Origin of the sequence: Streptomyces sp. NBC_00704 (assembly GCF_036226605.1) — a bacterium.
GTDB lineage: Bacteria > Actinomycetota > Actinomycetes > Streptomycetales > Streptomycetaceae > Streptomyces.
On record NZ_CP109000.1, the window covers coordinates 4,561,635 to 4,585,152 of the forward strand.

A 23,518-nucleotide genomic window follows, 5' to 3' on the forward strand; every position below is an offset into this window, starting at 1 on the left:
GCCCGGGTCGTCCGGGACGCCGGCGCCGACGTCGGGGGTCGTCACAGTCCCGCCGATCGTGCCTCGCCGAGGGCGGTGAGCCGGTCGCGGAGCCGTTCCGCCTCGGCCGGGTCCAGGCCCGGAATGGCCGCGTCGGTCGCGGCGGCCGCCGTGTGCAGCTGGACGCCGGCCAGCCCGAAGAAGCGCTCGACAGGGCCGGAGGTGACCTCGACGAGCTGCATGCGCCCGTACGGGACCACCGTCTCCTCCCGCCACAGCACGCCGCGGCTGATCAACAGGTCGTCGGCCCGCTCGGCGTACCGCCAGGAGCGCCAGTTGCGGCCGAGGAGCACCCAGCCCCAGCCGATGCCCGCCAGGGGCAGCAGCGCGAACGCCGCCCACGCGGGAGCGACGAGCAGTCCGAGCAGCAGTCCCACCGCGACGGCCGCGAGCCCCAGCCACACCACCAGCAGCAGCCGCCGCATCCGCAGCAGACCCGCCGGCAGTCCGCTCCAATCCGGCGCGACCGCCGCCGGCTCCCCGCCCCCCGGGTTTCCCGGGCTCCCCGTTTCCATGGGGCCAGCGTACGTAGGGGAGACTGTCGCCATGACTCCTACGACGGAGACCACGGTCGGGATCGGCGGTGCCGCGGAGAGCACCGACATGGTGCTCAACATCGGCCCCCAGCATCCCTCCACGCACGGCGTGCTGCGGCTGCGGCTCGTGCTGGACGGCGAGCGCATCCGGCACGCGGAGCCGGTGATCGGCTACATGCACCGGGGTGCGGAGAAGCTGTTCGAGGCGCGCGACTACCGCCAGATCGTGATGCTCGCCAACCGCCACGACTGGCTGTCGGCGTTCTCCAACGAGCTGGGCGTGGTCCTCGCGGTGGAGCGGATGCTCGGCATGGAGGTCCCCGAGCGGGCCGTGTGGACGCGCACGCTGCTCGCCGAGCTGAACCGGGTGCTCAACCACCTGATGTTCCTCGGCTCGTACCCCCTGGAGCTGGGCGGCATCACGCCGGTCTTCTACGCCTTCCGCGAGCGCGAGGTGCTGCAGAACGTCATGGAGGAGGTCTCCGGCGGCCGCATGCACTACATGTTCAACCGCGTCGGCGGCCTCAAGGAGGACCTGCCGGCCGGCTGGACCTCCCGCGCGCGGGCGGCCGTCGCCGCCGTGCGTTCCCGGATGGACGTGTACGACGACCTGGTGCTCGGCAACGAGATCTTCCGCGGGCGCACCCGCGACGTGGGCGTCCTCGCGCCGGAGCACGTGCACGCGTACGGCGTGAGCGGTCCCATCGCGCGCGGTTCGGGCGTCGACTTCGATCTGCGCAGGGACGAGCCGTACCTGGCGTACGGGGAGCTCCAGGACACGCTGAAGGTGGTGACCCGCACCGAGGGGGACTGCCTGGCGCGTTTCGAGTGCCTGCTGGAGCAGACGCACAACGCGCTCGACCTCGCGGACGCCGGCCTCGACCGCCTCGTCGACCTGCCGCCCGGCCCGATCAACCAGCGGCTCCCGAAGGTCCTGAAGGCGCCCGAGGGGCACACGTACGCGTGGACCGAGAACCCTCTCGGCATCAACGGGTACTACCTCGTCAGCAAGGGCGAGAAGACCCCGTACCGGCTGAAGCTGCGCTCGGCGTCGTACAACAACATCCAGGCGCTCACCGAGCTGCTCCCCGGTACCCTGGTCGCGGACATGGTGGCGATCCTGGGGTCGATGTTCTTCGTGGTGGGCGACATCGACAAGTAGCCCGCGCGCGGGACGGCGGACAGCCGGGCGGCGGGACAGCCGGAGGGGCGCGGGGCCGGGCGGTGGTCGCCGGGCGGCCGGCGGGAATCAGCCGGGGGTGGGCTCCCGGTCGGGTCCGGTGTCGAGCGGATCCGCGATCCCCACCGGCTGGAGCAGCCAGCCGAAGTCGCCCAGTCCGCCCCTGGCGGTCAGCTCGGAGGCCTCGGTGGCGCCCGCCAGGGCGCGCACGTACCCCGAGGGATCCGTGGCGGCGAGCGCGAGCGGGGGTCGCGCCCCGGAGACGCCCAGGGCGCGCAGCGCGTCGCGCTGGGCGAGCACCCGCGCGCGGGACGCGACGGACCGGGCCGCCTTCGTCGTGGCCGCCGCCGGCGCCGTCCCTGTGGCGGCCGCCGCGCACGCGTCCAGGGCGACGTGGGCGGTGAGGTCGCAGGAACCGTCCGGGACGGGCGTCGTCTCGCGTCCCTCCCGGAACGCGGTGAGCGTCCCGAAGGGCGGGCGCGCGTCGGCGCGGTGCGCGTAGTCCACGGCCACCGCGAGCCCGCGTGCGACGCACGCCACCGCGGACGCCCACGCCGTGTCCCGCGGCAGCCCGATCTCCGCCCGCAGCCCTTCCTCCCCCGGCAGCGGCCACCATCGCGCGAGCCACCGGGCCTGCGCACCGGAGACCGGCTCCCCGAGCCGCTCCGCGCCGTCGTCGCGGACGAGCACGAGGCGCGGCACGCCCGCGGAGTCGACCTCCGCGACGTCGAGGGGGACGTTGTCCAGCCATTCGTTGGCGAAGAGCAGTCCGGTGATCTCCCGGGGCGGCTCGGACCGCCACGCGATCCGGGGAGCGAGGCCCTCGGGACGGCCGGCGATCTCGACGGCGCACACGCGTGTGCGGGCGGCGACGTCGGCGGGCAGCGCCGCCAGCACGCCCTCGGCCAGCTCGCCGCAGCCGGCGGCCATGTCGACGAAGTCGAGCGACGCGGGCCGGCCCAGCGCCTCGTCGACCCGGCAGAGCAGTTGGGCCACGGCCTCGGCGAAGAGCGGCGAGGCGTGCACGGACGTACGGAAGTGCCCCGCCGGTCCCTCGGGCCGCCGGTAGAAGCCGCCCCGCGCGTGAGCACCGCGATCATGCGGCGTGTCCGGGCCGGCCCGCGATCCCGCCCCGGCCCTCGCCTCGCGGTCGGTCAGGCCGCCCGCGTCCCCGGGCCCGTCCGCGCCACTCGGTCCGTCCGCGCCCCCATGGGCCCCCGGGCCGGTCCGCGCCTGCGCGTCGGGCTGTGCGTCCGGGCCGTACAGGGCGTCCTGCATGGCCTCCTGCCAGCCGCGCCAGCGGCCCGTGCCGGTCACCTCGTCCACCGTCCGTCGTTCACCACTCGTTCAATGTAGGCGTACAGGTGATCACGGCCTCCACCTTGCGGAGTACGCCCGCGCGGACCGGATCGGCCCTCCGGTTGACCCCTGCACGCATCGGGCTTCCCTACGCTGGGTTACGTGCAGCGCCTCTATGACTTCCTTCGCAGACACCCGACCAGGGTCGACGGCTTCTGGGCCCTCGTCCTGTTCGGGATCTCCGCCGCTGCCGGAACCGCCGGGCAGGACCGGGGCGGCACCGACTCCATGGCGCTGCTGGTGCCGGTGCTCTTCCTGCTGTGCCTGGTCATCGCGTTGCGGCGGCGCATGCCCGAGCAGATGCTCGTGCTCGCCGCCGGGCTCGGGACGGCGCAGCTGGTGCTGAACGTCGGCGTCACGGCGGCGGACTTCGCGCTGCTGGTGATCGTCTACACGGTCGCGGCGACGGGCGCCCGCTGGGCCTCCCGCCTGGCCCTGGTCATGGCGCTGAGCGCCGCGACCCTGGCGCAGCTGCGCTGGCCGCACGAGAACGCGAGCGTGCCGGGCCAGGTGGCGGTGATCGTCTTCCAGACGGTGCCGTTCGCCCTGGCCTGGGTGCTCGGCGACTCCATCCGCACGCGTCGCGCCTACTTCGCCCAGCTGGAGGAGCGCGCGGCACGCCTGGAGAGGGAGCGCGAGGCGCAGTCGAAGGTCGCGGTCGCCGCCGAGCGCGCCCGGATCGCGCGCGAGCTGCACGACGTCGTCGCGCACAACGTGTCCGTGATGGTGGTGCAGGCGGACGGCGCCGCCTACGTCCTCGACGCCGCGCCCGACCAGGCGCGCAAGGCGCTGGAGACGATCTCCTCCACCGGCCGCCAGGCGCTGGCCGAGATGCGGCGCCTGCTGGGCGTGCTGCGCACCGGTGAGCACCAGGAGAGCGGCGAGTACGTGCCGCAGCCGGACGTCGAGCAGATCGAGGACCTCGTCGAGCAGTGCCGCGGTTCGGGCCTGCCGGTGGACTTCAAGGTCGAGGGCACCGCGCGGCCGCTGCCCAGCGGCGTCGAGCTGACGGCGTACCGCATCGTGCAGGAAGCGCTGACGAACACCCGCAAGCACGGCGGACCGAACGCCGGCGCGAGCGTACGTCTGGTCTACTTCGACGACGGTCTGGGGCTGCTCGTGGAGGACGACGGCAAGGGCGCCCCGCACGAGCTGTACGAGGAGGGCGGCGTCGACGGCGCGGGCCACGGTCTGATCGGCATGCGCGAGCGGGTCGGCATGGTGGGCGGCACCCTGGACGCGGGACCGCGGCCCGGCGGAGGATTCCGCATCAGCGCCCTGCTGCCGCTCAAACCGGCGCATTGACGCCCACGTACGCCCCTGGTTGACACCTGTCACGCCCCCTGAAACAGACCAGAAGACCAGAAGAACCAGAGAACCAGAAGAACCAGAAGCGAACGGAAGAGGACTCGATGGCGATCCGCGTGATGCTCGTCGACGACCAGGTGCTCCTGCGCACCGGGTTCCGGATGGTGCTCGCCGCCCAGCCGGACATGGAGGTCGTGGCCGAGGCGGGCGACGGCGTCGAGGCCTTGCAGGTGGTGCGCTCCACGGCGGTGGACGTCGTGCTGATGGACGTCCGCATGCCGAAGCTGGACGGTGTGGAGGCGACCCGTCGCATCTGCGCGGAGCCCGACGCGCCCAAGGTGCTGATCCTGACCACCTTCGACCTGGACGAGTACGCGTTCTCCGGGCTGAAGGCGGGCGCCTCCGGGTTCATGCTCAAGGACGTGCCGCCGGGCGAGCTCCTGACCGCGATCCGTTCCGTGCACAGCGGCGACGCGGTGGTCGCCCCGTCCACCACCCGCCGTCTGCTGGACCGGTTCGCGCCGATGCTGCCGAGCACCGGCAGGGAGCCCCGGCACAAGGAGCTGGAGCGGCTGACGGAGCGCGAGCGCGAGGTCATGGTGCTCGTCGCCCAGGGGCTGTCCAACGGGGAGATCGCGGCCCGCCTGGTGCTCTCCGAGGCCACTGTGAAGACCCATGTGGGCCGCATCCTGACCAAGCTGGGGCTGCGCGACCGGGTCCAGGTCGTGGTCCTGGCGTACGAGACGGGGCTCGTCCGCGCGGGCGGCCTGTGAACCGCCGGGAACGGGCCGTGCGCGGCAGCGGCGCCCACTAAGGTCTGCGCATGCTCCTGTGGATCAACGGCCCCTTCGGGGGCGGCAAGACACAGACCGCACACGAGATACGGCGCCGGCTGCCCGGCAGCGTCGTCTGCGACCCCGAGCACGCCGGGTTCGGGCTGCGCCGGATGCTGCCGCCGGGCCTGCGCGGGGACTTCCAGGACCTGGCGGCGTGGCGGCAGGGCGTCGTCGAGGTCCTCGACCTCGCCCTCCGCGCGGACGACGGCGTGGTCATCGCCCCCATGACCGTCACCGACCCCCGGTACTTCGACGAGACCGTCGGCCGCCTGCGCGGACTCGGCCACGACGTGCGCCACTTCACCCTGCTCGCCGAACGGGAGACGGTCCTGCGGAGGCTGCGCGAGCGCGGCCCGGGGCACCTCCTCGGGTTCGCCCTGGGCAGGAACGCGGGGCTGCGCCGGGAGACCTGGGCCGTCCGGCAGCTCGACCACTGCCTGGAGCGGCTGCGGGAGCCGGAGTTCGCCGAGCATCTGTGGACGGATCACACGACCGTGCCGAGGACCGCCGACCGCATCGCCGTCCTGGCCGGGCTGACGCTCAGCCCCAACACGGAGGGCCCGCTGCGGACACGGCTGCGCCAGGCCGGGGTGGGCGTGCGGCACATCCGGTTCGACTGACCCCGGCGAGGCGGTCGGGCCTCAGCGAAGGATGCCTTCCAGGAAGTCGCTGCCCAGGCGGGCCACCACCGTCACGTCGAGCTGGTGCAGCACGTACCGGCCGCGTCTGCGCGTGGTCACCAGGCCGGCCTTCTTCAGGACGGCCAGGTGCCGGGATATCTCGGGCGCGCTCCTGCCGTGCACCTGGGCCAGCTCCGTCGTGGTGTACGCGCTGCGGGCCAGCAGCCGGCAGATCCGCATCCGGACGGGGTGGGACAGCGCCGTCATCCGCAGGGTCAGCTGCTCCACCGACGGGGGCGAGGCCAGCTCGGGCGAGCCCACGGGGTAGTGCAGCACGGGCTGCCAGCCGTACCGGTGCAGCACCATGAGGTGCGGCCAGCCCAAACTCGTGGGCACGAGCAGGAGGCCGCCGTCGCCGGTGGAGGTGCGGCCGGAGACCAGCTTGTCGACGGTGATCCGCGTGCCGCTCTCGTCGAGGGAGACGGCCGAGGACACCGAGGCGAGCGTCTCCGCCAGCCCCTTGTGGCGCAGGAGGTCCGTCTTGTGGCGGGCGTCGGCGGCGAGCGGGAGGCGCACCCGGGCCCAGACGTCGGCGAAGAACGCCTCGTCGCAGTCCTCCAGGAACTGCCGCAGCCAGGCACGCACGCGTGGCGGGTCCGCCAGGAGCCGCCGGGTGAACCGCACCTGCCGAGGCCCGCGCGTGGCGGCCAGGTCGAGCGCACGGCGGCACAGCTCCGGGTGGGAGAGCAGGGCCGGGCCCGGCAGGTCGTATCCGGCAGCGCAGGTGAACTCCAGCGCGGAGTCGACGAACTGTTCGTCCGTCAGCTTGTCCAGCAGGTCGAGTTCCTCGGCGAGCGCGGCGCCGGGGAGCGTGCCGCCGGGGATGCCCGCGTAGGGCAGGAAGAGGTCGGAGAACGTCGTCCGCCACAGGAAGTCGGCCTCGCACATCCGGTCGGCCAGATGCGAGTCGAGCCGGGCGGTGACGGAGGTGACCCAGCCCTGCAGGCCGGGATGGTGTGCGGGCTCGGCCAGCGCGTGCAACGCCATGCCGAGCTCGGCCAGGGGCGAGGGCACGACGGCGACCCTCTCCGGCCGCAGCCCCGCGATGTCGATGCTCAGACTCATGCCCCCATGGTGCACCTCGCCACCGACAGCGCCGTCGCCGCTCGGGGGCCGCCGTCGACCGGCGACGGCAGGCCGTGCCCGGAGCGCCGCCGTCCCTCTCGGCCCGGTCCCGTCCGCCGGCGGGGCCTACCGGCCGCCGGGTGCCCGGGCCGCGAAGTCCGCGGCCGCCGCCCTCACGTCGTCCGCCGTCCAGCTCAGGCCGGCGGCGCGCACCGTGACCTCGGTGAAGGACAGCCCCGGCCCGCCGCGGTCCCAGGCCCCGGCGAACAGCATCGTGCTCGTCTCCTGCGCCTGCGCCACGGCCGCCTCGGCCGCCACGTCCGCCTCGTACGGCAGCCAGACCTGGAACTGGTGCGTGTGCGGGACCTCGGGGTGCACGCGCGCCCACGGGACGTCCGTCCCGGCGAAGCCCTCGCGCAGGGCGGCGGCGACCACACGCGCGTGCGTCACGTACTCCGGCAGCCGGGGCAGCTCGCGGTCCAGGCCGACGAGCGCCGACAGCGCGGTGGGGAACTGCTGGAAGACCGTGCCGCCGTAGCGGTGCCGCCAGGCCTTCGCCTCCGCCACCAGGGTCTTCGGGCCGGCGAGGGCGGCGCCGCCGAAGCCGTCGAGGGACTTGTAGAACGACACGTACACGCTGTCCGCGAGGTCCGCGATCTCCGACAGGCTGCGGCCGAAGTGCTGGGTGGTCTCCCACAGGCGTGCGCCGTCGAAGTGCACCACCGCGTCGCGCTCGCGTGCCGCCTCCACGACGTCGGTCAGCTCCTCCCAGGTGGGGAGCACGAACCCGGCGTCCCGGAGAGGCAGCTCCAGCATGAGCGCGCCGAACGGCTCGTCGAAGGCGCGTATCTCCTCGGCCGTGGGCAGCCTGGGCTCGCGCGTCACCCGCACCGTGCGCAGGCCGCTCACGGCGCCGAAAGCGCCCCGCTCCCACACCTCGGGATGGCTCAGGGCGTGCAGCGCGACGGTCGGGTCGCCGGTGCGGCCGGCCCAGCAGCGCAGGGCGACCTGCTGGGCCATCGTGCCGGTGGGGAAGAACGCGGCGGCCTCCGTCCCCAGCAGCCCGGCGACCCGCCTCTCCAGCGCCTCCACGACCCCGTCCCCGTAGACGTCCGCGGGTTCGTCGAGGTCGTGGACCCCGGGGGCGGCCTCCTGGAGCACCGCGAGCCGCTCCCGCAGCGTGCTCTGGAACCCCGCGCGCGACAGCACGCGCTCCGCCTTCCGGTGCGCGAGCGCCCGCCGCTCCCGCAGGCCCTGCTGTGCCGGCTGTTCCTCGCTGTGCTCCGCGGTGTACGTCATGCCCCGGATGATGCCGTGCGCCGGGGCCGCGCGGGCACACGCGTGTGCCGTCCCGCCGCTTCGGCCCCGGATCGGCGGCGGCGGTCGGAACGGGTGGGAAAACCCACAGCCTGTGGACAACCGGGCCCCGCCGGAACAGATCGCGTTAACATGACGAGAAATCGTCCGGTACCCGGAGCGGACTGGAACGGAAGGCCGCCGTCGAGTGAGTACACCCCAACAGCCAGACCCCAGGGACCGCCCCGCGCGGCTCGCCGTCGGGGTCGTCGGCGCGGGCCGGGTCGGGCCCGCCCTGGCCGCGTCGCTGCAACTCGCCGGGCACCGGCCCGTCGCCGTCTCGGGCGTCTCCGACGCCTCCAGGCGGCGAGCGGCGCTCCTGCTGCCCGACGTGCCCCTGGTGCCGCCCGCCGAGGTCCTCCAGCGGGCGGACCTGGTGCTGCTCACCGTCCCCGACGACGCCCTGCCGGGGCTCGTGGAGGGCCTCGCCGACACCGGGGCGGTACGGCCCGGCCAGCTCCTCGCGCACACCTCCGGGCGCTTCGGCGCGAAGGTCCTCGACCCCGCACTGCGCGCGGGCGCCCTGCCGCTGGCCCTGCACCCGGCGATGACGTTCACGGGCACCCCCGTGGACGTCCAGCGGCTGGCCGGCTGCTCCTTCGGCGTCACCGCGCCCGAGGAGCTGCGGCTGGCCGCGGAGGCGCTCGTGATCGAGATGGGCGGCGAGCCGGAGTGGATCGCCGAGGAGAGCCGCCCGCTCTACCACGCCGCTCTCGCCCTGGGCGCCAACCACCTGGTCACCCTGGTCGCCCAGTCCATGGAGCTGCTGCGCGCGGCCGGCGTCGAGGCTCCCGACCGGATGCTCGGCCCGCTCCTCGGCGCCGCCCTGGACAACGCCCTGCGCTCCGGCGACGGCGCGCTCACCGGCCCCGTCGCGCGCGGGGACGCCGGCACGGTCGCCGCCCACGTCGCCGAACTGCGCGCGCACGCACCGCAGACCGTCGCGGGCTACCTGGCGATGGCCCGCGCGACCGCCGACCGCGCGCTCGCCCACGGGCTGCTCAAGCCCGAACTGGCCGAGGACCTCCTCGGGGTGCTCGCCGACGAAGCCCACCGGGCCCCCCGGGCGCCCGGCGCGCCCGGCGCGTCCGGCACAACCGGTATCGACGGCGTCGACGGCATTGACGGCATTGACGGCACCGAAGGAGAAGCGGGATGACCACCGCCCTGCTGCGCACCGCCGGCGAACTCCACGCACGCGCGCGTGGCGGCCGCCGGACCGTCGTGATGACGATGGGCGCCCTGCACGAAGGACACGCCACCCTCGTGCGCACCGCCCGCGACCTCGCCGGGCCGGACGGCGAGGTCGTCGTCACGGTCTTCGTCAACCCGCTTCAGTTCGGCCAGGGCGAGGACCTCGACCGCTACCCCCGTACCCTCGACGCCGACCTCAAGGTCGCCGAACTGGCGGGCGCGGACGTCGTGTTCGCCCCTTCCGCGGACGAGGTCTACCCCGGCGGCGAGCCCCAGGTCCGCATCACCGCGGGCCCCATGGGCGAGCGCCTGGAAGGCCGCTCCCGCCCCGGGCACTTCGACGGCATGCTGACGGTCGTCGCGAAGCTGCTGCACCTCACCCGCCCCGACACGGCGCTGTTCGGGCAGAAGGACGCCCAGCAGCTCGCCCTGATCCGCCGCATGGTGCGGGATCTCGACTTCGGCGTGGAGATCGTCGCGGTGCCCACCGTGCGCGAGGAGGACGGGCTCGCCCTGTCCAGCCGCAACCGCTACCTGTCCGCCGGGGAACGGCGCACCGCGCTCGCGCTGTCCCAGGCCCTCTTCGCGGGCCGCGACCGGCACGCCGCGCAGGAGGCACTGCGGGCCCGCGCGCGGGAGGTGCCCGCCTCCCACGCGCGCGCCGAGGCCCTCAGCGCCCTCGGGGAGTCCCGTGCCGCCGCCGACGCGCACGCCGTCGCGAAGGCCGCCCCCGGCGACGCGGCGGGCGTCCGCGCGGCCGCCCGCACGGTCCTCGACGAGGCCGCCCGCCTCGTCCCACGGCTCGAACTGGACTACCTCGCGCTCGTCGACCCGTCCGACTTCACCGAGATCGAGGACGGCTTCACCGGCGAGGCCGTCCTCGCCGTCGCCGCCCGGGTCGGCGCGACCCGGCTGATCGACAACCTCACCCTCACCTTCGGAGCCGCCTCGTGACCAGCACAGGCATACGACTGCACGCGCCCGCGCCCGGGTGGAACATCGACGCGGACGTCGTGGTCGTCGGCTCCGGCGTGGCCGGCCTGACCGCCGCCCTGCGCTGCGAGGCCGCCGGCCTGACGACGGTCGTCGTCACCAAGGCCCGCCTGGACGACGGCTCCACGCGCTGGGCGCAGGGCGGCATAGCCGCGGCCCTGGGCGAGGGCGACACGCCCGAACAGCACCTGGACGACACGCTCGTGGCGGGCGCCGGTCTGTGCGACGAGGAGGCCGTGCGGATCCTGGTCACCGAGGGCCCCGACGCGGTGCGCCGGCTGATCGCGACCGGCGCGCACTTCGACGAGTCCGAGGAAGGCGGCCTGGAGCTGACCCGCGAGGGCGGTCACCATCGTCGTCGCATCGCGCACGCGGGCGGCGACGCGACCGGCGCGGAGATCTCCCGCGCGCTCGTCGAGGCGGTCCGCGCGCGGGGCATGCGCACCGTCGAGAACGCGCTCGTCCTGGACCTCCTCACGGACGCCGACGGCCGCACCGCTGGCGTGACCCTGCACGTCATGGGCGAGGGCCAGCACGACGGCGTGGGGGCCGTGCACGCCCCCGCGGTCGTGCTCGCGACCGGCGGCATGGGCCAGGTGTTCTCCGCCACCACCAACCCGTCGGTGTCCACCGGCGACGGCGTGGCGCTGGCGCTGCGGGCCGGCGCGGAGGTCTCCGACCTGGAGTTCGTCCAGTTCCACCCGACGGTGCTGTTCCTCGGCGCGGACGCGGAGGGCCAGCAGCCCCTCGTCTCCGAGGCGGTGCGCGGCGAAGGCGCCCACCTGGTCGACGCGGACGGCGTGCGCTTCATGGTCGGGCAGCACGAGCTCGCCGAACTCGCCCCGCGGGACATCGTCGCCAAGGGCATCATGCGGCGCATGCAGGAGCAGGACGCCGAGCACATGTTCCTCGACGCCCGGCACTTCGGCGCCGCCATGTGGGAGCACCGCTTCCCGACGATCCTCGCCGCCTGCCGCACCCACGGCATCGACCCGGTCACCGAGCCCGTCCCGGTCGCCCCGGCCGCCCACTACGCGTCCGGGGGCGTGCGCACCGACTCCCACGGCCGCACGACCGTGCCCGGGCTCTACGCGTGCGGGGAGGTCGCCTGCACCGGTGTGCACGGCGCGAACCGCCTCGCGTCGAACTCCCTCCTGGAGGGCCTCGTCTACGCCGAGCGCATCGTGGCCGACATCGCCGCGAGCCGGGCCGGCGACGCGCTCCGCGCGCGGGTGCCCGCGCCCGTCGAGCACCCCGAGCGGCCGGCGCACCCGCTGCTCGCCCCCGAGGCCCGCTTCGCCATCCAGCGCGTGATGACCGACGGGGCCGGCGTCCTGCGCTCCGCCGGGTCCCTGGAGAAGGCCGCCGACCAGCTGCACCGACTGCACTCAGAGGCCCGCGACGCCCTGGACGAGAACGGCAAGACGGCCGAGCCCGGTGTCGACACCTGGGAGGCCACCAACCTCCTCTGCGTCGCGCGCGTGCTGGTCGCCGCCGCCCGGCAGCGCGAGGAGACCCGCGGCTGCCACTGGCGCGATGACCACGCCGACCGCGACGACGCGAAGTGGCGCCGCCACATCGTCGTGCGACTGAATCCGGACCGCACGCTCGCCGTACACACCACCGATACCGCAGACTTCCCCCCGACCCGGCAGCACCACCAGGAGCAGTGACAGACGTGAGCACCCCCGACCTTCCCCTCGCCCGGAGCGGCGGCTGCGGCGACGACTGTGCCTGCGGCGCCGACGCCGAACTCACCGAAGAAGGACACGCCGCCTACATGGAGTGCGGGCTCGACCCCGCGCTCGCCGGGCTCCTGTCCCACGCCGGGCTCGACCCGGTCGAGGTGGAGGACATCGCCAACGTCGCCATCGGCGAGGACCTGGCCCACGGCGTCGACGTGACGACCGTCGCGACCATCCCCGAGGACGCGGTCGCCACCGCCGACTTCACCGCCCGCGAGGCCGGCGTGGTCGCGGGCCTCCGGATCGCCGAGGCCGTCGTCTCGGTCGTCTGCACGGACGAGTTCGAGGTCGAGCGGCACGTCGAGGACGGCGACCGCGTGGAGGCCGGGCAGCCGCTGCTGTCGGTCACCACGCGCACGCGTGACCTCCTCACCGCCGAACGCAGCGCGCTCAACCTCCTGTGCCGCCTGTCCGGCATCGCCACCGCCACGCGCGCGTGGGCCGACGTCCTGGAAGGCACCAGCGCGCGTGTGCGCGACACCCGCAAGACGACGCCCGGCCTGCGCTCGCTGGAGAAGTTCGCCGTCCGCTGCGGCGGCGGCGTCAACCACCGGATGTCGCTGTCCGACGCGGCCCTGGTCAAGGACAACCACGTGGTCGCCGCGGGCGGCGTCGCGCAGGCCTTCGAGGCCGTCCGGGAGGCGTTCCCGGACGTGCCCATCGAGGTCGAGGTCGACACCCTGCACCAGCTGCGCGAGGTGATCGACGCCGGCGCCGACCTGATCCTCCTGGACAACTTCACCCCCGGTGAGTGCGAGGAGGCCGTGGGCATCGTCGGCGGGCGGGCCCTGCTGGAGGCGTCGGGCCGGCTGACCCTGGACAACGCCAAGGCGTACGCCGACACCGGCGTGGACTTCCTCGCCGTCGGGGCGCTGACGCACTCCTCGCCGATCCTGGACATCGGTCTGGATCTGCGAGCGGCTGAGTAGGGAACGGGAACCGGCCATGCTGCTGACGATCGACGTGGGCAACACGCACACCGTGCTCGGCCTGTTCGACGGTGAGGACATCGTCGAGCACTGGCGCATCTCCACCGACTCGCGCCGCACCGCGGACGAACTCGCCGTCCTCCTCCAGGGCCTGATGGGCATGCACCCGCTCCTCGGGGACGAGCTGGGCGACGGCATCGACGGGATCGCGATCTGCGCGACCGTGCCCTCGGTGCTGCACGAACTGCGCGAGGTGACGCGCCGGTACTACGGCGACGTGCCCGCCGTGCTCGTCGAACCCGGCGTGAAGACGGGCGTGCCGATCCTGTTCGACAACCCCAAGGAGGTCGGCGCCGACCGCATCATCAACGCCGTCGCGGCGAACGAGCTCTACGGCGGCCCGGCGATCGTCGTCGACTTCGGCACGGCCACCACGTTCGACGCGGTCAGCGCGCGCGGGGAGTACGTCGGCGGCGTCATCGCCCCCGGCATCGAGATCTCCGTGGAGGCGCTCGGCGTGAAGGCCGCGCAGCTGCGCAAGATCGAGGTGGCCCGCCCGCGCAGCGTGATCGGCAAGAACACCGTCGAGGCCATGCAGTCCGGGATCGTCTACGGATTCGCCGGCCAGGTCGACGGCGTGGTGACCCGGATGGCCCGCGAGCTGGCGGACGACCCGGACGAGGTCACGGTGATCGCGACGGGCGGGCTGGCGCCGATGGTGCTCGGCGAGTCCTCGGTGATCGACGAGCACGAGCCGTGGCTGACGCTGATCGGCCTGCGCCTGGTGTACGAGCGCAACGTCTCGCGCATGTGAGCCGTCCGCGTCTCCCACGCGCGGGAGACGCGGACGACGGCGCCGGTCCGCGCCGGTCGAGGCGAGGGGCCCGCGGCCGTCGGTCGAGGCGAAGGCCCGCAGTCGTCGGAGCGTCCGTGCCGGTCGGCCGAGTCCGCCCGGTTGGGCCCGATCGGCCCGGTCGATCGGGCTCGGGCGGCCCGCCGGATGGGCCCCGCCGCCGGCAGCCGGATCCGGCGTTCCGCCTCGGGCAGCCGGGCCCGGACCTGGGGCCGGGCCCGGCCCGCTTCCCCGCGGGCGGCGGCGGGTGACGGCCCGGTGGGCCATCAGGGGGTGAGCGGTGGGCCACCAGGGCGGATCCCGGCGCGCCGCGTCCGATCTCCATGTCTCATTTGTCTGATTAGCGCGTATCGTCGCCGCATGCCCACGCCATGCGGATCCCGCGGCGGCCTGGCGTTCGGCGCGGAGGAGCTGCGTGTGCTCCGCCGCGCCCTCGCCATCGCCCTCCACCCCGGCCCCGTCACCGCCGAGGACGTCCAGGACTGCCATCGCCTCGCCGAGTCGCTCGACGAGGCGATGGGCGAGGCCGCCCGCCTGCGGGCCTTCCTCGTGGCCGACCTCGGCCGGTACCGCGCAGCCCTCCCCGGCACCGCCGCCGGCTACCTCACCCTTCTGGAGGAGGTGCTGGCCACCGGCCACCTCCCCGAGCCGGACGACCTCGCCGCGCTCCGCGCCCTGCGCGGCAACCCCACGGCCGCGGCGCTCCTGGACCGCTGCCAGGCTCTCGCCGAGCAGGACGTACGCGCCCGTCTGGCGAGCCGTGCGGCCCGCCGGGCCGGATCGGCCGTCCCCACCGTCCCGGCGTCCCGTACGCACCTCCAGGCCCTTCCCGGGGGCCTCTCCGCGGCACGCCGCCCCGCCCTCGCCCCGGCCGTCGCCGCCGGGACGACCCCGGGCGGCGACGGCCGGACCGATGCGAGGGGCGATGCCGGGGCCGAGGGAGCGGCGGCCGGGGAGCCGGGGAAGAAGCCCGCGCCCGCACCCCGGAAGGAACCCGCCGAGAAGCCGGCCGCGCCCGCGCCAGGCCCGGGGCCGGTACCGGTCAAGCCCGGCTCCGAGCCGGCCCGCCGGCCCGTCCCCACTCCCGGCGAGGTCTTCCCGCGGCGCAAACCGGCCCCGCCGCCCGCCGACGCCCGGCAGCACCGGCTGGCCGTCGGCTGACCGGGCCGCAACCCCGCCCGAAGATCCGGCTCCCGTCTGGCTACTCTGGATCCATGGACTACGTCTCCGCGCTCGTGCCCCCCGTCGTCATGGCCGTGTTCTTCGTCGGTCTGATCAGGGTGATCGTGAAGACCCAGGGCGGCGCCAACAAGGCCAAGGAGGACGCGGTCGTCGACGCCGCGCTCGCGCGCGCGGAGGGCGCCCGCCAGGCCTCCGCCGGCCCCGAGGCCTGACGGCCCGCCGCACCCGTACAGCCCTCCAGGGCGTGCGTCTCCATTCGGAGCCGCACGCCCTTTTTGTTCGCGTTTGATGATGAAGATGCCCGTCCGGCACGCGATTGACGGGATCTCCCACTATTGTTCTGAGCTGTGCCTCGCCCATTGGGAGAACTCGAAGACTCGGTCATGACGCGGGTGTGGAAGTGGAACCGCCCGGTGACCGTTCGAGAAGTCCTGGAAGACCTTCAGCAGGAACGGTCCATCGCGTACACCACGGTGATGACCGTTTTGGACAATCTCCATCAGAAGGGCTGGGTGCGCCGTGAAGCGGAAGGCCGGGCCTATCGATATGAGGCGGTCTCCACCCGCGCCGCCTACGCCGCCGCCCTGATGAACGACGCCTGGTCCCAGAGCGACAACCCCGCGGCCGCTCTCGTCGCCTTCTTCGGGATGATGAGCGAGGAACAGCGCGGAGCGCTGCGCGACGCCGTGCGCATCGTCCAGGGGCCGGAAACCGCCGAACCCGTACGCGAACCCGAACCCGTACGCGAACCCCGTGAACCCGAACCCGCCGAACCTGAACGCGCGGAACCCGCAACCGCCCCGACTGCCGAGAACGGGGGGAGTGGGGGGAGTGGGGCGAGTACCGGCGGCGCCGGGGAGAACCCCGCCTCGGCATCGGAGGGCGGCGGGCGATAGCGTCCGCACATGTCAGCAGAGAGTCCCTCGGCCGAGAACGTCGGAGTCACCGCTAAAGCCATCACCGTCCGGCGGGCCCGGACAGGCGATGTCGACGCCGTGCGCCGTCTCCTTGACGCCTACGTCCGCGGCGGCATCCTGCTCGACAAAGCGACCGTGACCCTTTACGAGGACATCCAGGAGTTCTGGGTCGCCGAACGCGACGACAACGCCGAGGTGGTCGGCTGCGGCGCCCTGCACGTCATGTGGGAAGACCTGGCCGAAGTGCGCACTCTCGCGGTGAAGCCCGGGCTCAAGGGCGCCGGCGTGGGCCACCAGTTGTTGGAGAAGTTGCTCCACACCGCGCGCTGGCTCGGCGTTCGCCGTGTTTTCTGTCTGACCTTCGAAGTGGACTTCTTCGCCAAGCACGGCTTCGTGGAGATCGGTGAGACGCCCGTCGACACCGATGTCTACGCGGAGCTGCTGCGTTCCTATGACGAGGGCGTCGCGGAGTTCCTCGGACTCGAACGAGTGAAACCGAACACCTTGGGCAACAGCCGGATGCTTCTGCATCTGTGATCGTCGCCGCATTCCGGCCGACCCGCCTTGCCCGGGTGCCCTATGTCCGAAACGCGCACGTTTCCGGGCCGGGGCGGGGCTGCGGGTCTCTGCCAGGGGTTTGTGTTTTCTCAGCAAAAGCGGTTTGCTTTCCGACGTACTGCAGTACTGCATATAACAGGGTGCGGCTAAACGGCGGACGCCGCTGACCCCCGGCCCTCACGTTTTCGATGAAAGGAAATCCGGTGGCACAGAAGGTTCAGGTCCTTCTTGTCGATGACCTCGACGGCGGCGAGGCGGACGAGACCGTGACGTTCGCGCTGGACGGCAAGACGTACGAGATCGATCTCACGACCACCAATGCCGACAAGCTGCGTGGACTTCTCGAGCCCTACGTGAAGGGCGGCCGCCGCACCGGCGGGCGTGCTTCCGGCGGGCGCGGAAAGACGCGTGCGGCTTCCGGCGGCGGCAGCCAGGACACCGCTCAGATCCGCGCGTGGGCGAAGGAGAACGGTTTCGAGGTCAATGACCGCGGCCGAGTTCCGGCGACCATTCGCGAGGCCTACGAGAAGGCCAACGGCTGAGGGCACGCGCGCCGCAGCCGGACACGGTGACAATGCGTCGCCAGCGTGTCCACCAGCCGTACGAGATCGGGGGCGCCCCCAACGCCCCCCGACGCCGACATCGTCGGCAGCGAGTCCTCGACCTCGCGCCCTGCCACGGGGGGCCGCAGCCAGACGGCGGCCCCCTGCACCGGCCCGGGGCGGCACGGTCCCGGAACGCGGTCCGGGGAACGGCCCGGCGGGCGTGCGGGCGGCGGCGCCTCGACGGTCCCGCCCTCGCCGATCGCCGTCAGGTCCAGCGGCAACGCGCCCCAGTCCAGCCAGCGCAGGATGCCCGGCACCTCGTCCGCGCCGCCCGCCGCCACCAGCAGCCGCATCCGGTCGCCCCGCACGGCCACCGGAGAGTCCGGCGCCAGGCGTCGCAGCGCGGCGAAGCCCGCCTCGGCCGGCACGTCCAGGACGTCGAAGCGCTCACCCACCGAAAGTCGTACCGGCGATCCGGGCACGGTCGTCCAGCCCAGTTCGTTCTCGTACCAGCCGCGGATCCGGTCCTCGGAACCGGCCGAACCCGCCGGGCCGGCCGAACCCGCCGGGCCGGCCGAACCCGCCGGGCCGGCCGCACCATCGGGGTCGAGCGGCCGCCGGGGGACGGGGACCGTGGTGATCGCGGCGGCGGCCGGGCGGGCGAGCGGGGGAACTGAGCCAACCATGCCAAGTGCAACCGCGGAAAAGGCCCGCAAGTTACGCTGGGTGTTTCTGTGACTGCACAGGGTTCCGGCAGGGGAGGCGGGTACGGGTGCGGGGAGACGCAAGGTTGTTCGCCCGTAGCGGAGGGAACGGGGCCGTACGGCATGGACTGTCAGTCCCGGCGGGTAAGACATCCCTAGTGGGAGGGGGCGACACGCAGGAAAGGCGGTCTCACGTTCGCCATCGGCGTACTGGCGACTGGGGTATCTGCCTGGCCTGCGGGAACATCGTCTCGCACCATCGGGTTGGAGCAGATGTCGGCGTTCGGGGTCAGGAGGCCATCGACGGTGTCGGCAGTTGGAATGAGCGGTCCCCGCTTGCGGGACTAAGCTGCGGAAGGACAGGGAGGGGAAGTTCCCCCCACTGCCTGACCGCTCTGAGGAGCGATTAACGATGTTCGAGAGGTTCACCGACCGCGCGCGGCGGGTTGTCGTCCTGGCTCAGGAAGAAGCCCGGATGCTCAACCACAACTACATCGGCACCGAGCACATCCTCCTGGGCCTGATCCACGAGGGTGAGGGTGTCGCCGCCAAGGCCCTTGAGAGCCTCGGGATTTCGCTCGAGGCGGTCCGCCAGCAGGTGGAGGAGATCATCGGGCAAGGGCAGCAGGCTCCGTCCGGCCACATCCCCTTCACCCCCCGTGCCAAGAAGGTCCTGGAGCTGTCGCTCCGCGAGGCGCTTCAGCTGGGCCACAACTACATCGGCACGGAGCACATCCTGCTCGGCCTGATCCGCGAGGGCGAGGGCGTCGCCGCCCAGGTCCTCGTCAAGCTGGGCGCAGATCTCAACCGGGTGCGTCAGCAGGTCATCCAGCTGCTCTCCGGTTACCAGGGCAAGGAGACCGCCACCGCCGGCGGGCCTGCCGAGGGCACGCCCTCGACGTCCCTGGTCCTCGACCAGTTCGGCCGGAACCTCACCCAGGCCGCTCGTGAGTCCAAGCTCGACCCGGTCATCGGGCGCGAGAAGGAGATCGAGCGGGTCATGCAGGTGCTGTCCCGCCGCACCAAGAACAACCCGGTCCTCATCGGTGAGCCCGGCGTCGGCAAGACCGCCGTCGTCGAGGGCCTCGCGCAGGCCATCGTCAAGGGCGAGGTGCCCGAGACCCTCAAGGACAAGCACCTCTACACCCTGGACCTCGGCGCGCTGGTCGCCGGCTCCCGCTACCGCGGTGACTTCGAGGAGCGCCTGAAGAAGGTCCTCAAGGAGATCCGCACCCGCGGTGACATCATCCTGTTCATCGACGAGCTGCACACGCTGGTCGGTGCGGGCGCGGCCGAGGGCGCGATCGACGCCGCGTCGATCCTCAAGCCGATGCTTGCCCGCGGTGAGCTCCAGACCATCGGCGCCACCACGCTCGACGAGTACCGCAAGCACCTGGAGAAGGACGCGGCCCTCGAGCGCCGCTTCCAGCCCATCCAGGTCGCCGAGCCGTCGCTGCCGCACACCATCGAGATCCTCAAGGGTCTGCGCGACCGGTACGAGGCGCACCACCGCGTCTCCATCACGGACGAGGCCCTCGTCCAGGCCGCCACCCTGGCCGACCGGTACATCTCGGACCGCTTCCTGCCGGACAAGGCGATCGACCTGATCGACGAGGCCGGTTCCCGGATGCGCATCCGCCGGATGACCGCTCCGCCGGACCTGCGCGAGTTCGACGAGAAGATCGCCGGCGTGCGCCGCGACAAGGAGTCCGCGATCGACTCGCAGGACTTCGAGAAGGCCGCCTCCCTCCGCGACAAGGAGAAGCAGCTCCTGGCCGCCAAGGCCAAGCGCGAGAAGGAGTGGAAGGCCGGCGACATGGACGTCGTCGCCGAGGTCGACGGCGAGCTGATCGCCGAGGTCCTCGCGACCGCCACCGGCATCCCGGTCTTCAAGCTGACCGAGGAGGAGTCCTCGCGTCTGCTGCGCATGGAGGACGAACTCCACAAGCGGGTCATCGGCCAGGTCGACGCCGTCAAGGCGCTGTCGAAGGCGATCCGCCGTACGCGTGCCGGTCTGAAGGACCCGAAGCGTCCCGGTGGCTCGTTCATCTTCGCCGGCCCGTCCGGTGTCGGTAAGACCGAGCTGTCCAAGGCGCTCGCCGAGTTCCTCTTCGGCGACGAGGACGCGCTGATCTCCCTCGACATGTCGGAGTTCAGCGAGAAGCACACGGTGTCGCGTCTCTTCGGTTCGCCCCCCGGATACGTGGGCTACGAAGAGGGCGGCCAGCTGACCGAGAAGGTCCGCCGCAAGCCGTTCTCCGTCGTCCTCTTCGACGAGGTCGAGAAGGCCCACCCGGACATCTTCAACTCGCTGTTGCAGATCCTGGAGGACGGTCGGCTGACCGACTCCCAGGGCCGGGTCGTGGACTTCAAGAACACGGTCATCATCATGACGACCAACCTCGGCACCCGGGACATCTCCAAGGGCTTCAACCTGGGCTTCGCGGCCTCGGGCGACTCGAAGACCAACTACGAGCGCATGAAGAACAAGGTGTCGGACGAGCTCAAGCAGCACTTCCGTCCCGAGTTCCTCAACCGCGTCGACGACGTGGTGGTCTTCCCGCAGCTCACGCAGGCGGACATCCTGCGGATCGTCGACCTGATGATCGGCAAGGTGGACGAGCGCCTGAAGGACCGGGACATGGGCATCGAGCTCTCCTCGTCCGCCAAGGAGCTGCTGTCGAAGAAGGGTTACGACCCGGTGCTGGGTGCGCGTCCGCTGCGTCGCACCATCCAGCGCGAGATCGAGGACTCGCTGTCGGAGAAGATCCTCTTCGGTGAGCTGCGTCCCGGTCACATCGTGGTCGTCGACACCGAGGGCGAGGGTGACGCCAAGACGTTCACCTTCCGCGGCGAGGAGAAGGCCGCGCTGCCCGACGTCCCGCCGATCGAGCAGGCGGCCGGCGGAGCCGGTCCGAACCTGAGCAAGGACGCCTGACCCTCCCGGGTCGAGCCGAAGAGAGGGGCCGGTGCTTTCCAGCACCGGCCCCTCTCGCATGCCCTGGTGGGTCAGGTGCGCGTGTCCTGGTGGCTCAGGAGGTGCGCGTGCCCTGGTGGCTCAGGAGAGCTGGCCGTCGTAGTCGGGCAGCTTGTACGTCGTCTCGGCGTGGCCGCCCGACAGGTCGGTGGCGCTGTTGCCGACGTTCGCGATGATCGTGTAGCCCTTGGACTCGATGGTGACGCGCTGGGCGGTCTTGTAGGCGGCGACGTCCTTGAAGAGGTCCAGGAAGCCGCGCACGTACAGGCCGGAGACGTCGTAGCCGACGGTCTTGAGGTTGTAGTCGGTCACCCCGGAGATGATGCCCGGGCGGGCGGTGACGAAGAACAGGGCGACGCCGTGCTCCTGCGCGTACCTGGCCACGTCGAGGACGGGCTTGTTGGCCGGGGCCGGGTAGTGGAAGCCGAAGTCGGACTCCAGGGTGGTGTTGTCGATGTCGAAGACGATCGCCTGCTTCTCGCCCGGCTTCGCCGCGGCGATGCGCTGCTTCAGGGCCGGCAGCGCCTGGTTCATCACGGCCTGGCAGTCCTGCTGCCAGGTGGCGTAGTCGACCTTCGCGGCCGCCGCGGAGGCGGTGGCCACCGTGGCGGTGGCCGCGCCGGAGACGGACACGGCGGAGGTGTCTGCCGTCGTCGCCGCCTGGGCGCCGGCCGGGAGGGCCAGCGCGGTGGCGGCCGCGGTCGCCACCGCGGTCAGGGCGATGCGGCGCGTCCAGGTGCCTCTGGTCATGGGTGGGGGGTCCTCTCGCGTCCTTGCGCTACCGGTGTCGTGGACATGCTCATCGTTCGGAATGATCCGAGGGGAACCAGCGGGTTACTGGACGGTAGACGCGAACGAGACCCCGGTCACAGACCCGTGCACGTGACGTGACCGGGGTCACAAGTGCCGTACGGGGCACGGGAGTAGCCGCCGTCACATTCCGAAGTCCCTTGAGGCGGGGGGCCGGTGACATGCCGCACAGGTGGTTCGGGCCCTACTAGGCGGAATAGTCGCAGCGCATTTTCGGGCAAAACGGACGGGTGTGTGGCGTTCCGGATGCGCGAAGGGCTCATGGACCGGCCCGGTGTCGAAAGTGTCCGGAACGGGCGGTCTGTCAAGGACTGGGAAGTTTTGCGGTGAAGTACTAGCTTCCGTCGTAGATCACACGTTTGTGGGCCTGTGGGCCACCGGGTTACCAAGGGATGGCCACCGCGGCGGAGGTTCCCGCCAGGTGGTTTCCGCTGTCCCCGATCCCATGAGGTCTTCGATGTTCCAGCGCGTCACGTTCCGTTCTTCCCGTACGTCCCTGCTCCGCACCAGCGTGGCCGTCGGGGCCGCCGCAGTGGGCGCCTCGGTCGTGCTGGGGACCGGAGTGGCGTCCGCCGCCGCCCCCGCCGCCGCGCCGGCCGCCAAGAAGGCCGTCTCCGCCGCCTCCTGGATGGACCCGGTGAAGAAGTACACGCTGTCCGCCGGGTTCGCCCAGGCCGGCAAGATGTGGCAGTCCACCCACAGCGGTCAGGACTTCGCCGTGCCGAGCGGCACCAAGGTCATGGCCGCGCACGGCGGCACCGTGGTGAAGGCCGGCGGCAACGGCGCCGGCGACGGCCCGGCCTACGGCAACGCCATCGTGATCAAGCACGCCAACGGCGTGTACTCGCAGTACGCCCACCTCTCGCGCATCGAGGTGAAGATCGGCCAGGTCGTGAAGACCGGCCAGGAGATAGCGCGGTCCGGCAACACCGGCAACTCCAGCGGTCCGCACCTGCACTTCGAGATCCGCAAGACCGCCAACTACGGCTCGGCGATCAACCCGGTCGCCTTCCTGCACGCCAAGGGCGTCAAGGTCTGACCCCTGCGGGACCGGCGCGGTGACGCCGGTCCGCGATCAGCCGCCGTGATGCGCCTGCGTCACGAGATCGACGGCGACCTCCAGGACAGCGGCCCGCTTGTCCTCGGGGTCGCCGTCGAGGTCGTTCAGGAAGAACATCCCGGCGTGCAGCGTGAAGATGGCGCTCACGCAGCGGACCTGGTCGGTGAGGGGGGCCTCTGGGTCCATGATGATGTCGCGCAGGCCGCGCATGCGGTCCTTGAACGAGTCGCCGATCTGGAGCTCGCGCACCGTCGCCTGGTTCTCCTGCATGAAGCGGAAGAGCGGGGCCGCCTCGGACAGGGCCTTGCTGTAGCGCCGTACGAGTTCGTGCTTGGTCTCCAGGGTGTGCGGCTGCTCCCCGCCCCACTCGATCAGGTCTTCGATCGGTTTCGTCAGATCCGTGAAGATGCCGACGATGATCTCTTCCTTGGTCTTGAAGTGGTAGTACAGAGCCGCCTTGGTGACCTCCAGACGTTCCGCGATCTCGCGGAGGGAGGTCTTCTCGTAACCCTGCTCGGCGAACAGTTCGAGGGCCACGTCCTGGATGCGCTGGCGGGTGTTGCCGCGACGCTGCTGCTTGGTGCCGTCCATGGTGCGGTCCATCCTCGTACTCCTAGGGCTCCCGCGAAACTTACTTGCCGCCCGGCTAGTTCGACACCCTTAACTTACTTGACGACCGGCTAGTGACAGGG

Annotated in this window: 23 protein-coding genes; 16 read left to right on the forward strand and 7 right to left on the reverse strand. The window is 72.3% G+C overall.

What is annotated here, in order from left to right:
* Nucleotides 1–41: 41 nt before the first annotated feature.
* The gene (locus OG802_RS19930) at nucleotides 42–554 is read right to left on the reverse strand and encodes a PH domain-containing protein (protein WP_329412347.1); all 513 of its coding nucleotides are present in this window, start codon (nucleotides 552–554) and stop codon (nucleotides 42–44) included.
* Between the two features lie 31 nt (nucleotides 555–585).
* Here OG802_RS19930 and OG802_RS19935 point away from each other — a divergent pair, with 31 nt between their 5' ends.
* Entirely contained in the window at nucleotides 586–1,737 is a 1,152-nt protein-coding gene (locus OG802_RS19935; RefSeq protein ID WP_329412348.1) for an NADH-quinone oxidoreductase subunit D, read from the forward strand.
* An 87-nt stretch (nucleotides 1,738–1,824) separates the two neighbouring features.
* Here the strand turns inward: OG802_RS19935 and OG802_RS19940 are convergent, their stop codons facing one another.
* Nucleotides 1,825–3,081, reverse strand: coding sequence for an SAM-dependent methyltransferase (locus tag OG802_RS19940; RefSeq protein WP_329412349.1), 1,257 nt, complete (start codon nucleotides 3,079–3,081; stop codon nucleotides 1,825–1,827).
* 135 nt (nucleotides 3,082–3,216) lie between these two features.
* On the opposite strand from OG802_RS19940, the gene OG802_RS19945 reads away from it, so the two are divergent.
* The 3 genes from OG802_RS19945 to OG802_RS19955 all read left to right on the forward strand — a co-directional run bounded on the left by OG802_RS19945 (nucleotide 3,217) and on the right by OG802_RS19955 (nucleotide 5,878).
* A complete protein-coding gene (locus tag OG802_RS19945) occupies nucleotides 3,217–4,419 on the forward strand; it encodes a sensor histidine kinase (RefSeq protein WP_329412350.1) in 1,203 nt (400 codons plus the stop codon).
* Nucleotides 4,420–4,526: 107 nt separating this feature from the next.
* A complete protein-coding gene (locus OG802_RS19950) occupies nucleotides 4,527–5,195 on the forward strand; it encodes a response regulator transcription factor (protein WP_329412351.1) in 669 nt (222 codons plus the stop codon).
* 50 nt (nucleotides 5,196–5,245) lie between these two features.
* A complete protein-coding gene (locus OG802_RS19955) occupies nucleotides 5,246–5,878 on the forward strand; it encodes an AAA family ATPase (RefSeq protein ID WP_329412352.1) in 633 nt (210 codons plus the stop codon).
* A 21-nt stretch (nucleotides 5,879–5,899) separates the two neighbouring features.
* Here the strand turns inward: OG802_RS19955 and OG802_RS19960 are convergent, their stop codons facing one another.
* Both OG802_RS19960 and OG802_RS19965 read right to left on the reverse strand, forming a co-directional pair.
* Complete coding sequence (locus OG802_RS19960) at nucleotides 5,900–7,003, reverse strand: DUF5937 family protein (protein WP_329412354.1); 1,104 nt, start codon at nucleotides 7,001–7,003, stop codon at nucleotides 5,900–5,902.
* 126 nt (nucleotides 7,004–7,129) lie between these two features.
* Nucleotides 7,130–8,302: a threonine aldolase family protein gene (locus OG802_RS19965; RefSeq protein WP_329412356.1), complete on the reverse strand. Its 1,173-nt coding sequence runs from the start codon at nucleotides 8,300–8,302 to the stop codon at nucleotides 7,130–7,132.
* A 205-nt stretch (nucleotides 8,303–8,507) separates the two neighbouring features.
* On the opposite strand from OG802_RS19965, the gene OG802_RS19970 reads away from it, so the two are divergent.
* The 10 genes from OG802_RS19970 (at nucleotide 8,508) to OG802_RS20015 (ending at nucleotide 17,272) form a co-directional block, all read left to right on the forward strand.
* Nucleotides 8,508–9,518 (forward strand): Rossmann-like and DUF2520 domain-containing protein, encoded by a 1,011-nt coding sequence (locus tag OG802_RS19970; protein WP_329412358.1) that lies wholly within the window; start codon nucleotides 8,508–8,510, stop codon nucleotides 9,516–9,518.
* Nucleotides 9,515–10,507, forward strand: coding sequence for a pantoate--beta-alanine ligase (gene panC / locus OG802_RS19975; protein ID WP_329412359.1), 993 nt, complete (start codon nucleotides 9,515–9,517; stop codon nucleotides 10,505–10,507). Before OG802_RS19970 ends, panC begins: the two co-directional genes overlap by 4 nt.
* The gene (locus OG802_RS19980; protein WP_329412361.1) at nucleotides 10,504–12,219 is read left to right on the forward strand and encodes an L-aspartate oxidase; all 1,716 of its coding nucleotides are present in this window, start codon (nucleotides 10,504–10,506) and stop codon (nucleotides 12,217–12,219) included. The genes panC and OG802_RS19980 overlap by 4 nt, the downstream gene beginning before the upstream one ends.
* A gap of 5 nt (nucleotides 12,220–12,224) precedes the next feature.
* Nucleotides 12,225–13,220: a carboxylating nicotinate-nucleotide diphosphorylase gene (gene nadC, locus OG802_RS19985; RefSeq protein ID WP_329412363.1), complete on the forward strand. Its 996-nt coding sequence runs from the start codon at nucleotides 12,225–12,227 to the stop codon at nucleotides 13,218–13,220.
* A 16-nt stretch (nucleotides 13,221–13,236) separates the two neighbouring features.
* Complete coding sequence (locus OG802_RS19990) at nucleotides 13,237–14,034, forward strand: type III pantothenate kinase (protein WP_329412365.1); 798 nt, start codon at nucleotides 13,237–13,239, stop codon at nucleotides 14,032–14,034.
* A 429-nt stretch (nucleotides 14,035–14,463) separates the two neighbouring features.
* Complete coding sequence (locus OG802_RS19995; protein WP_329417218.1) at nucleotides 14,464–15,234, forward strand: hypothetical protein; 771 nt, start codon at nucleotides 14,464–14,466, stop codon at nucleotides 15,232–15,234.
* A 53-nt stretch (nucleotides 15,235–15,287) separates the two neighbouring features.
* On the forward strand, nucleotides 15,288–15,467 hold the full coding sequence (locus tag OG802_RS20000) for a hypothetical protein (protein ID WP_329412366.1): 180 nt from the start codon (nucleotides 15,288–15,290) through the stop codon (nucleotides 15,465–15,467).
* 171 nt (nucleotides 15,468–15,638) lie between these two features.
* The gene (locus tag OG802_RS20005; protein ID WP_443055448.1) at nucleotides 15,639–16,151 is read left to right on the forward strand and encodes a BlaI/MecI/CopY family transcriptional regulator; all 513 of its coding nucleotides are present in this window, start codon (nucleotides 15,639–15,641) and stop codon (nucleotides 16,149–16,151) included.
* Nucleotides 16,152–16,160: 9 nt separating this feature from the next.
* Nucleotides 16,161–16,709 (forward strand): amino-acid N-acetyltransferase, encoded by a 549-nt coding sequence (locus tag OG802_RS20010; RefSeq protein WP_329412371.1) that lies wholly within the window; start codon nucleotides 16,161–16,163, stop codon nucleotides 16,707–16,709.
* A gap of 224 nt (nucleotides 16,710–16,933) precedes the next feature.
* On the forward strand, nucleotides 16,934–17,272 hold the full coding sequence (locus OG802_RS20015; RefSeq protein ID WP_329412374.1) for a histone-like nucleoid-structuring protein Lsr2: 339 nt from the start codon (nucleotides 16,934–16,936) through the stop codon (nucleotides 17,270–17,272).
* Here OG802_RS20015 and OG802_RS20020 read toward each other — a convergent pair.
* Nucleotides 17,251–17,961 carry an SCO3374 family protein gene (locus OG802_RS20020; RefSeq protein WP_329412376.1) on the reverse strand — a complete coding sequence of 237 codons (711 nt, stop codon included), beginning with the start codon at nucleotides 17,959–17,961 and terminating at the stop codon, nucleotides 17,251–17,253. The two genes, OG802_RS20015 and OG802_RS20020, sit on opposite strands and share 22 nt — an antisense overlap.
* 430 nt (nucleotides 17,962–18,391) lie before the next feature.
* Between OG802_RS20020 and OG802_RS20025 the strand changes: the two genes are divergently transcribed.
* Nucleotides 18,392–20,917, forward strand: a complete 2,526-nt coding sequence (locus tag OG802_RS20025) for an ATP-dependent Clp protease ATP-binding subunit (RefSeq protein WP_329412377.1) — start codon at nucleotides 18,392–18,394, stop codon at nucleotides 20,915–20,917.
* Nucleotides 20,918–21,037: 120 nt separating this feature from the next.
* On the opposite strand, the gene OG802_RS20030 is transcribed toward OG802_RS20025, so the two are convergent.
* Nucleotides 21,038–21,706 carry an HAD family acid phosphatase gene (locus OG802_RS20030; protein WP_329412378.1) on the reverse strand — a complete coding sequence of 223 codons (669 nt, stop codon included), beginning with the start codon at nucleotides 21,704–21,706 and terminating at the stop codon, nucleotides 21,038–21,040.
* A 517-nt stretch (nucleotides 21,707–22,223) separates the two neighbouring features.
* On the opposite strand from OG802_RS20030, the gene OG802_RS20035 reads away from it, so the two are divergent.
* On the forward strand, nucleotides 22,224–22,805 hold the full coding sequence (locus tag OG802_RS20035) for a M23 family metallopeptidase (RefSeq protein ID WP_329412381.1): 582 nt from the start codon (nucleotides 22,224–22,226) through the stop codon (nucleotides 22,803–22,805).
* A 36-nt stretch (nucleotides 22,806–22,841) separates the two neighbouring features.
* Here OG802_RS20035 and OG802_RS20040 read toward each other — a convergent pair whose 3' ends face one another.
* On the reverse strand, nucleotides 22,842–23,429 hold the full coding sequence (locus tag OG802_RS20040) for a TetR/AcrR family transcriptional regulator (protein WP_329412383.1): 588 nt from the start codon (nucleotides 23,427–23,429) through the stop codon (nucleotides 22,842–22,844).
* Nucleotides 23,430–23,518: the final 89 nt, after the last annotated feature.

What these genes read in the sequence shown, in the direction of transcription:
- OG802_RS19930 (WP_329412347.1), bottom strand. Translation starts at nt 554, where the DNA reads ATGGAAACGGGGAGCCCGGGAAACCCGGGGGGCGGGGAGCCGGCGGCG.
- OG802_RS19935 (WP_329412348.1), top strand. Translation starts at nt 586, where the DNA reads ATGACTCCTACGACGGAGACCACGGTCGGGATCGGCGGTGCCGCGGAG.
- OG802_RS19950 (WP_329412351.1), top strand. Translation starts at nt 4,527, where the DNA reads ATGGCGATCCGCGTGATGCTCGTCGACGACCAGGTGCTCCTGCGCACC.
- OG802_RS19955 (WP_329412352.1), top strand. Translation starts at nt 5,246, where the DNA reads ATGCTCCTGTGGATCAACGGCCCCTTCGGGGGCGGCAAGACACAGACC.
- OG802_RS19960 (WP_329412354.1), bottom strand. Translation starts at nt 7,003, where the DNA reads ATGAGTCTGAGCATCGACATCGCGGGGCTGCGGCCGGAGAGGGTCGCC.
- OG802_RS19965 (WP_329412356.1), bottom strand. Translation starts at nt 8,302, where the DNA reads ATGACGTACACCGCGGAGCACAGCGAGGAACAGCCGGCACAGCAGGGC.
- panC (WP_329412359.1), top strand. Translation starts at nt 9,515, where the DNA reads ATGACCACCGCCCTGCTGCGCACCGCCGGCGAACTCCACGCACGCGCG.
- OG802_RS19990 (WP_329412365.1), top strand. Translation starts at nt 13,237, where the DNA reads ATGCTGCTGACGATCGACGTGGGCAACACGCACACCGTGCTCGGCCTG.
- OG802_RS20000 (WP_329412366.1), top strand. Translation starts at nt 15,288, where the DNA reads ATGGACTACGTCTCCGCGCTCGTGCCCCCCGTCGTCATGGCCGTGTTC.
- OG802_RS20005 (WP_443055448.1), top strand. Translation starts at nt 15,639, where the DNA reads ATGACGCGGGTGTGGAAGTGGAACCGCCCGGTGACCGTTCGAGAAGTC.
- OG802_RS20010 (WP_329412371.1), top strand. Translation starts at nt 16,161, where the DNA reads ATGTCAGCAGAGAGTCCCTCGGCCGAGAACGTCGGAGTCACCGCTAAA.
- OG802_RS20020 (WP_329412376.1), bottom strand. Translation starts at nt 17,961, where the DNA reads ATGGTTGGCTCAGTTCCCCCGCTCGCCCGCCCGGCCGCCGCCGCGATC.
- OG802_RS20025 (WP_329412377.1), top strand. Translation starts at nt 18,392, where the DNA reads ATGTTCGAGAGGTTCACCGACCGCGCGCGGCGGGTTGTCGTCCTGGCT.
- OG802_RS20030 (WP_329412378.1), bottom strand. Translation starts at nt 21,706, where the DNA reads ATGACCAGAGGCACCTGGACGCGCCGCATCGCCCTGACCGCGGTGGCG.
- OG802_RS20035 (WP_329412381.1), top strand. Translation starts at nt 22,224, where the DNA reads ATGTTCCAGCGCGTCACGTTCCGTTCTTCCCGTACGTCCCTGCTCCGC.
- OG802_RS20040 (WP_329412383.1), bottom strand. Translation starts at nt 23,429, where the DNA reads ATGGACCGCACCATGGACGGCACCAAGCAGCAGCGTCGCGGCAACACC.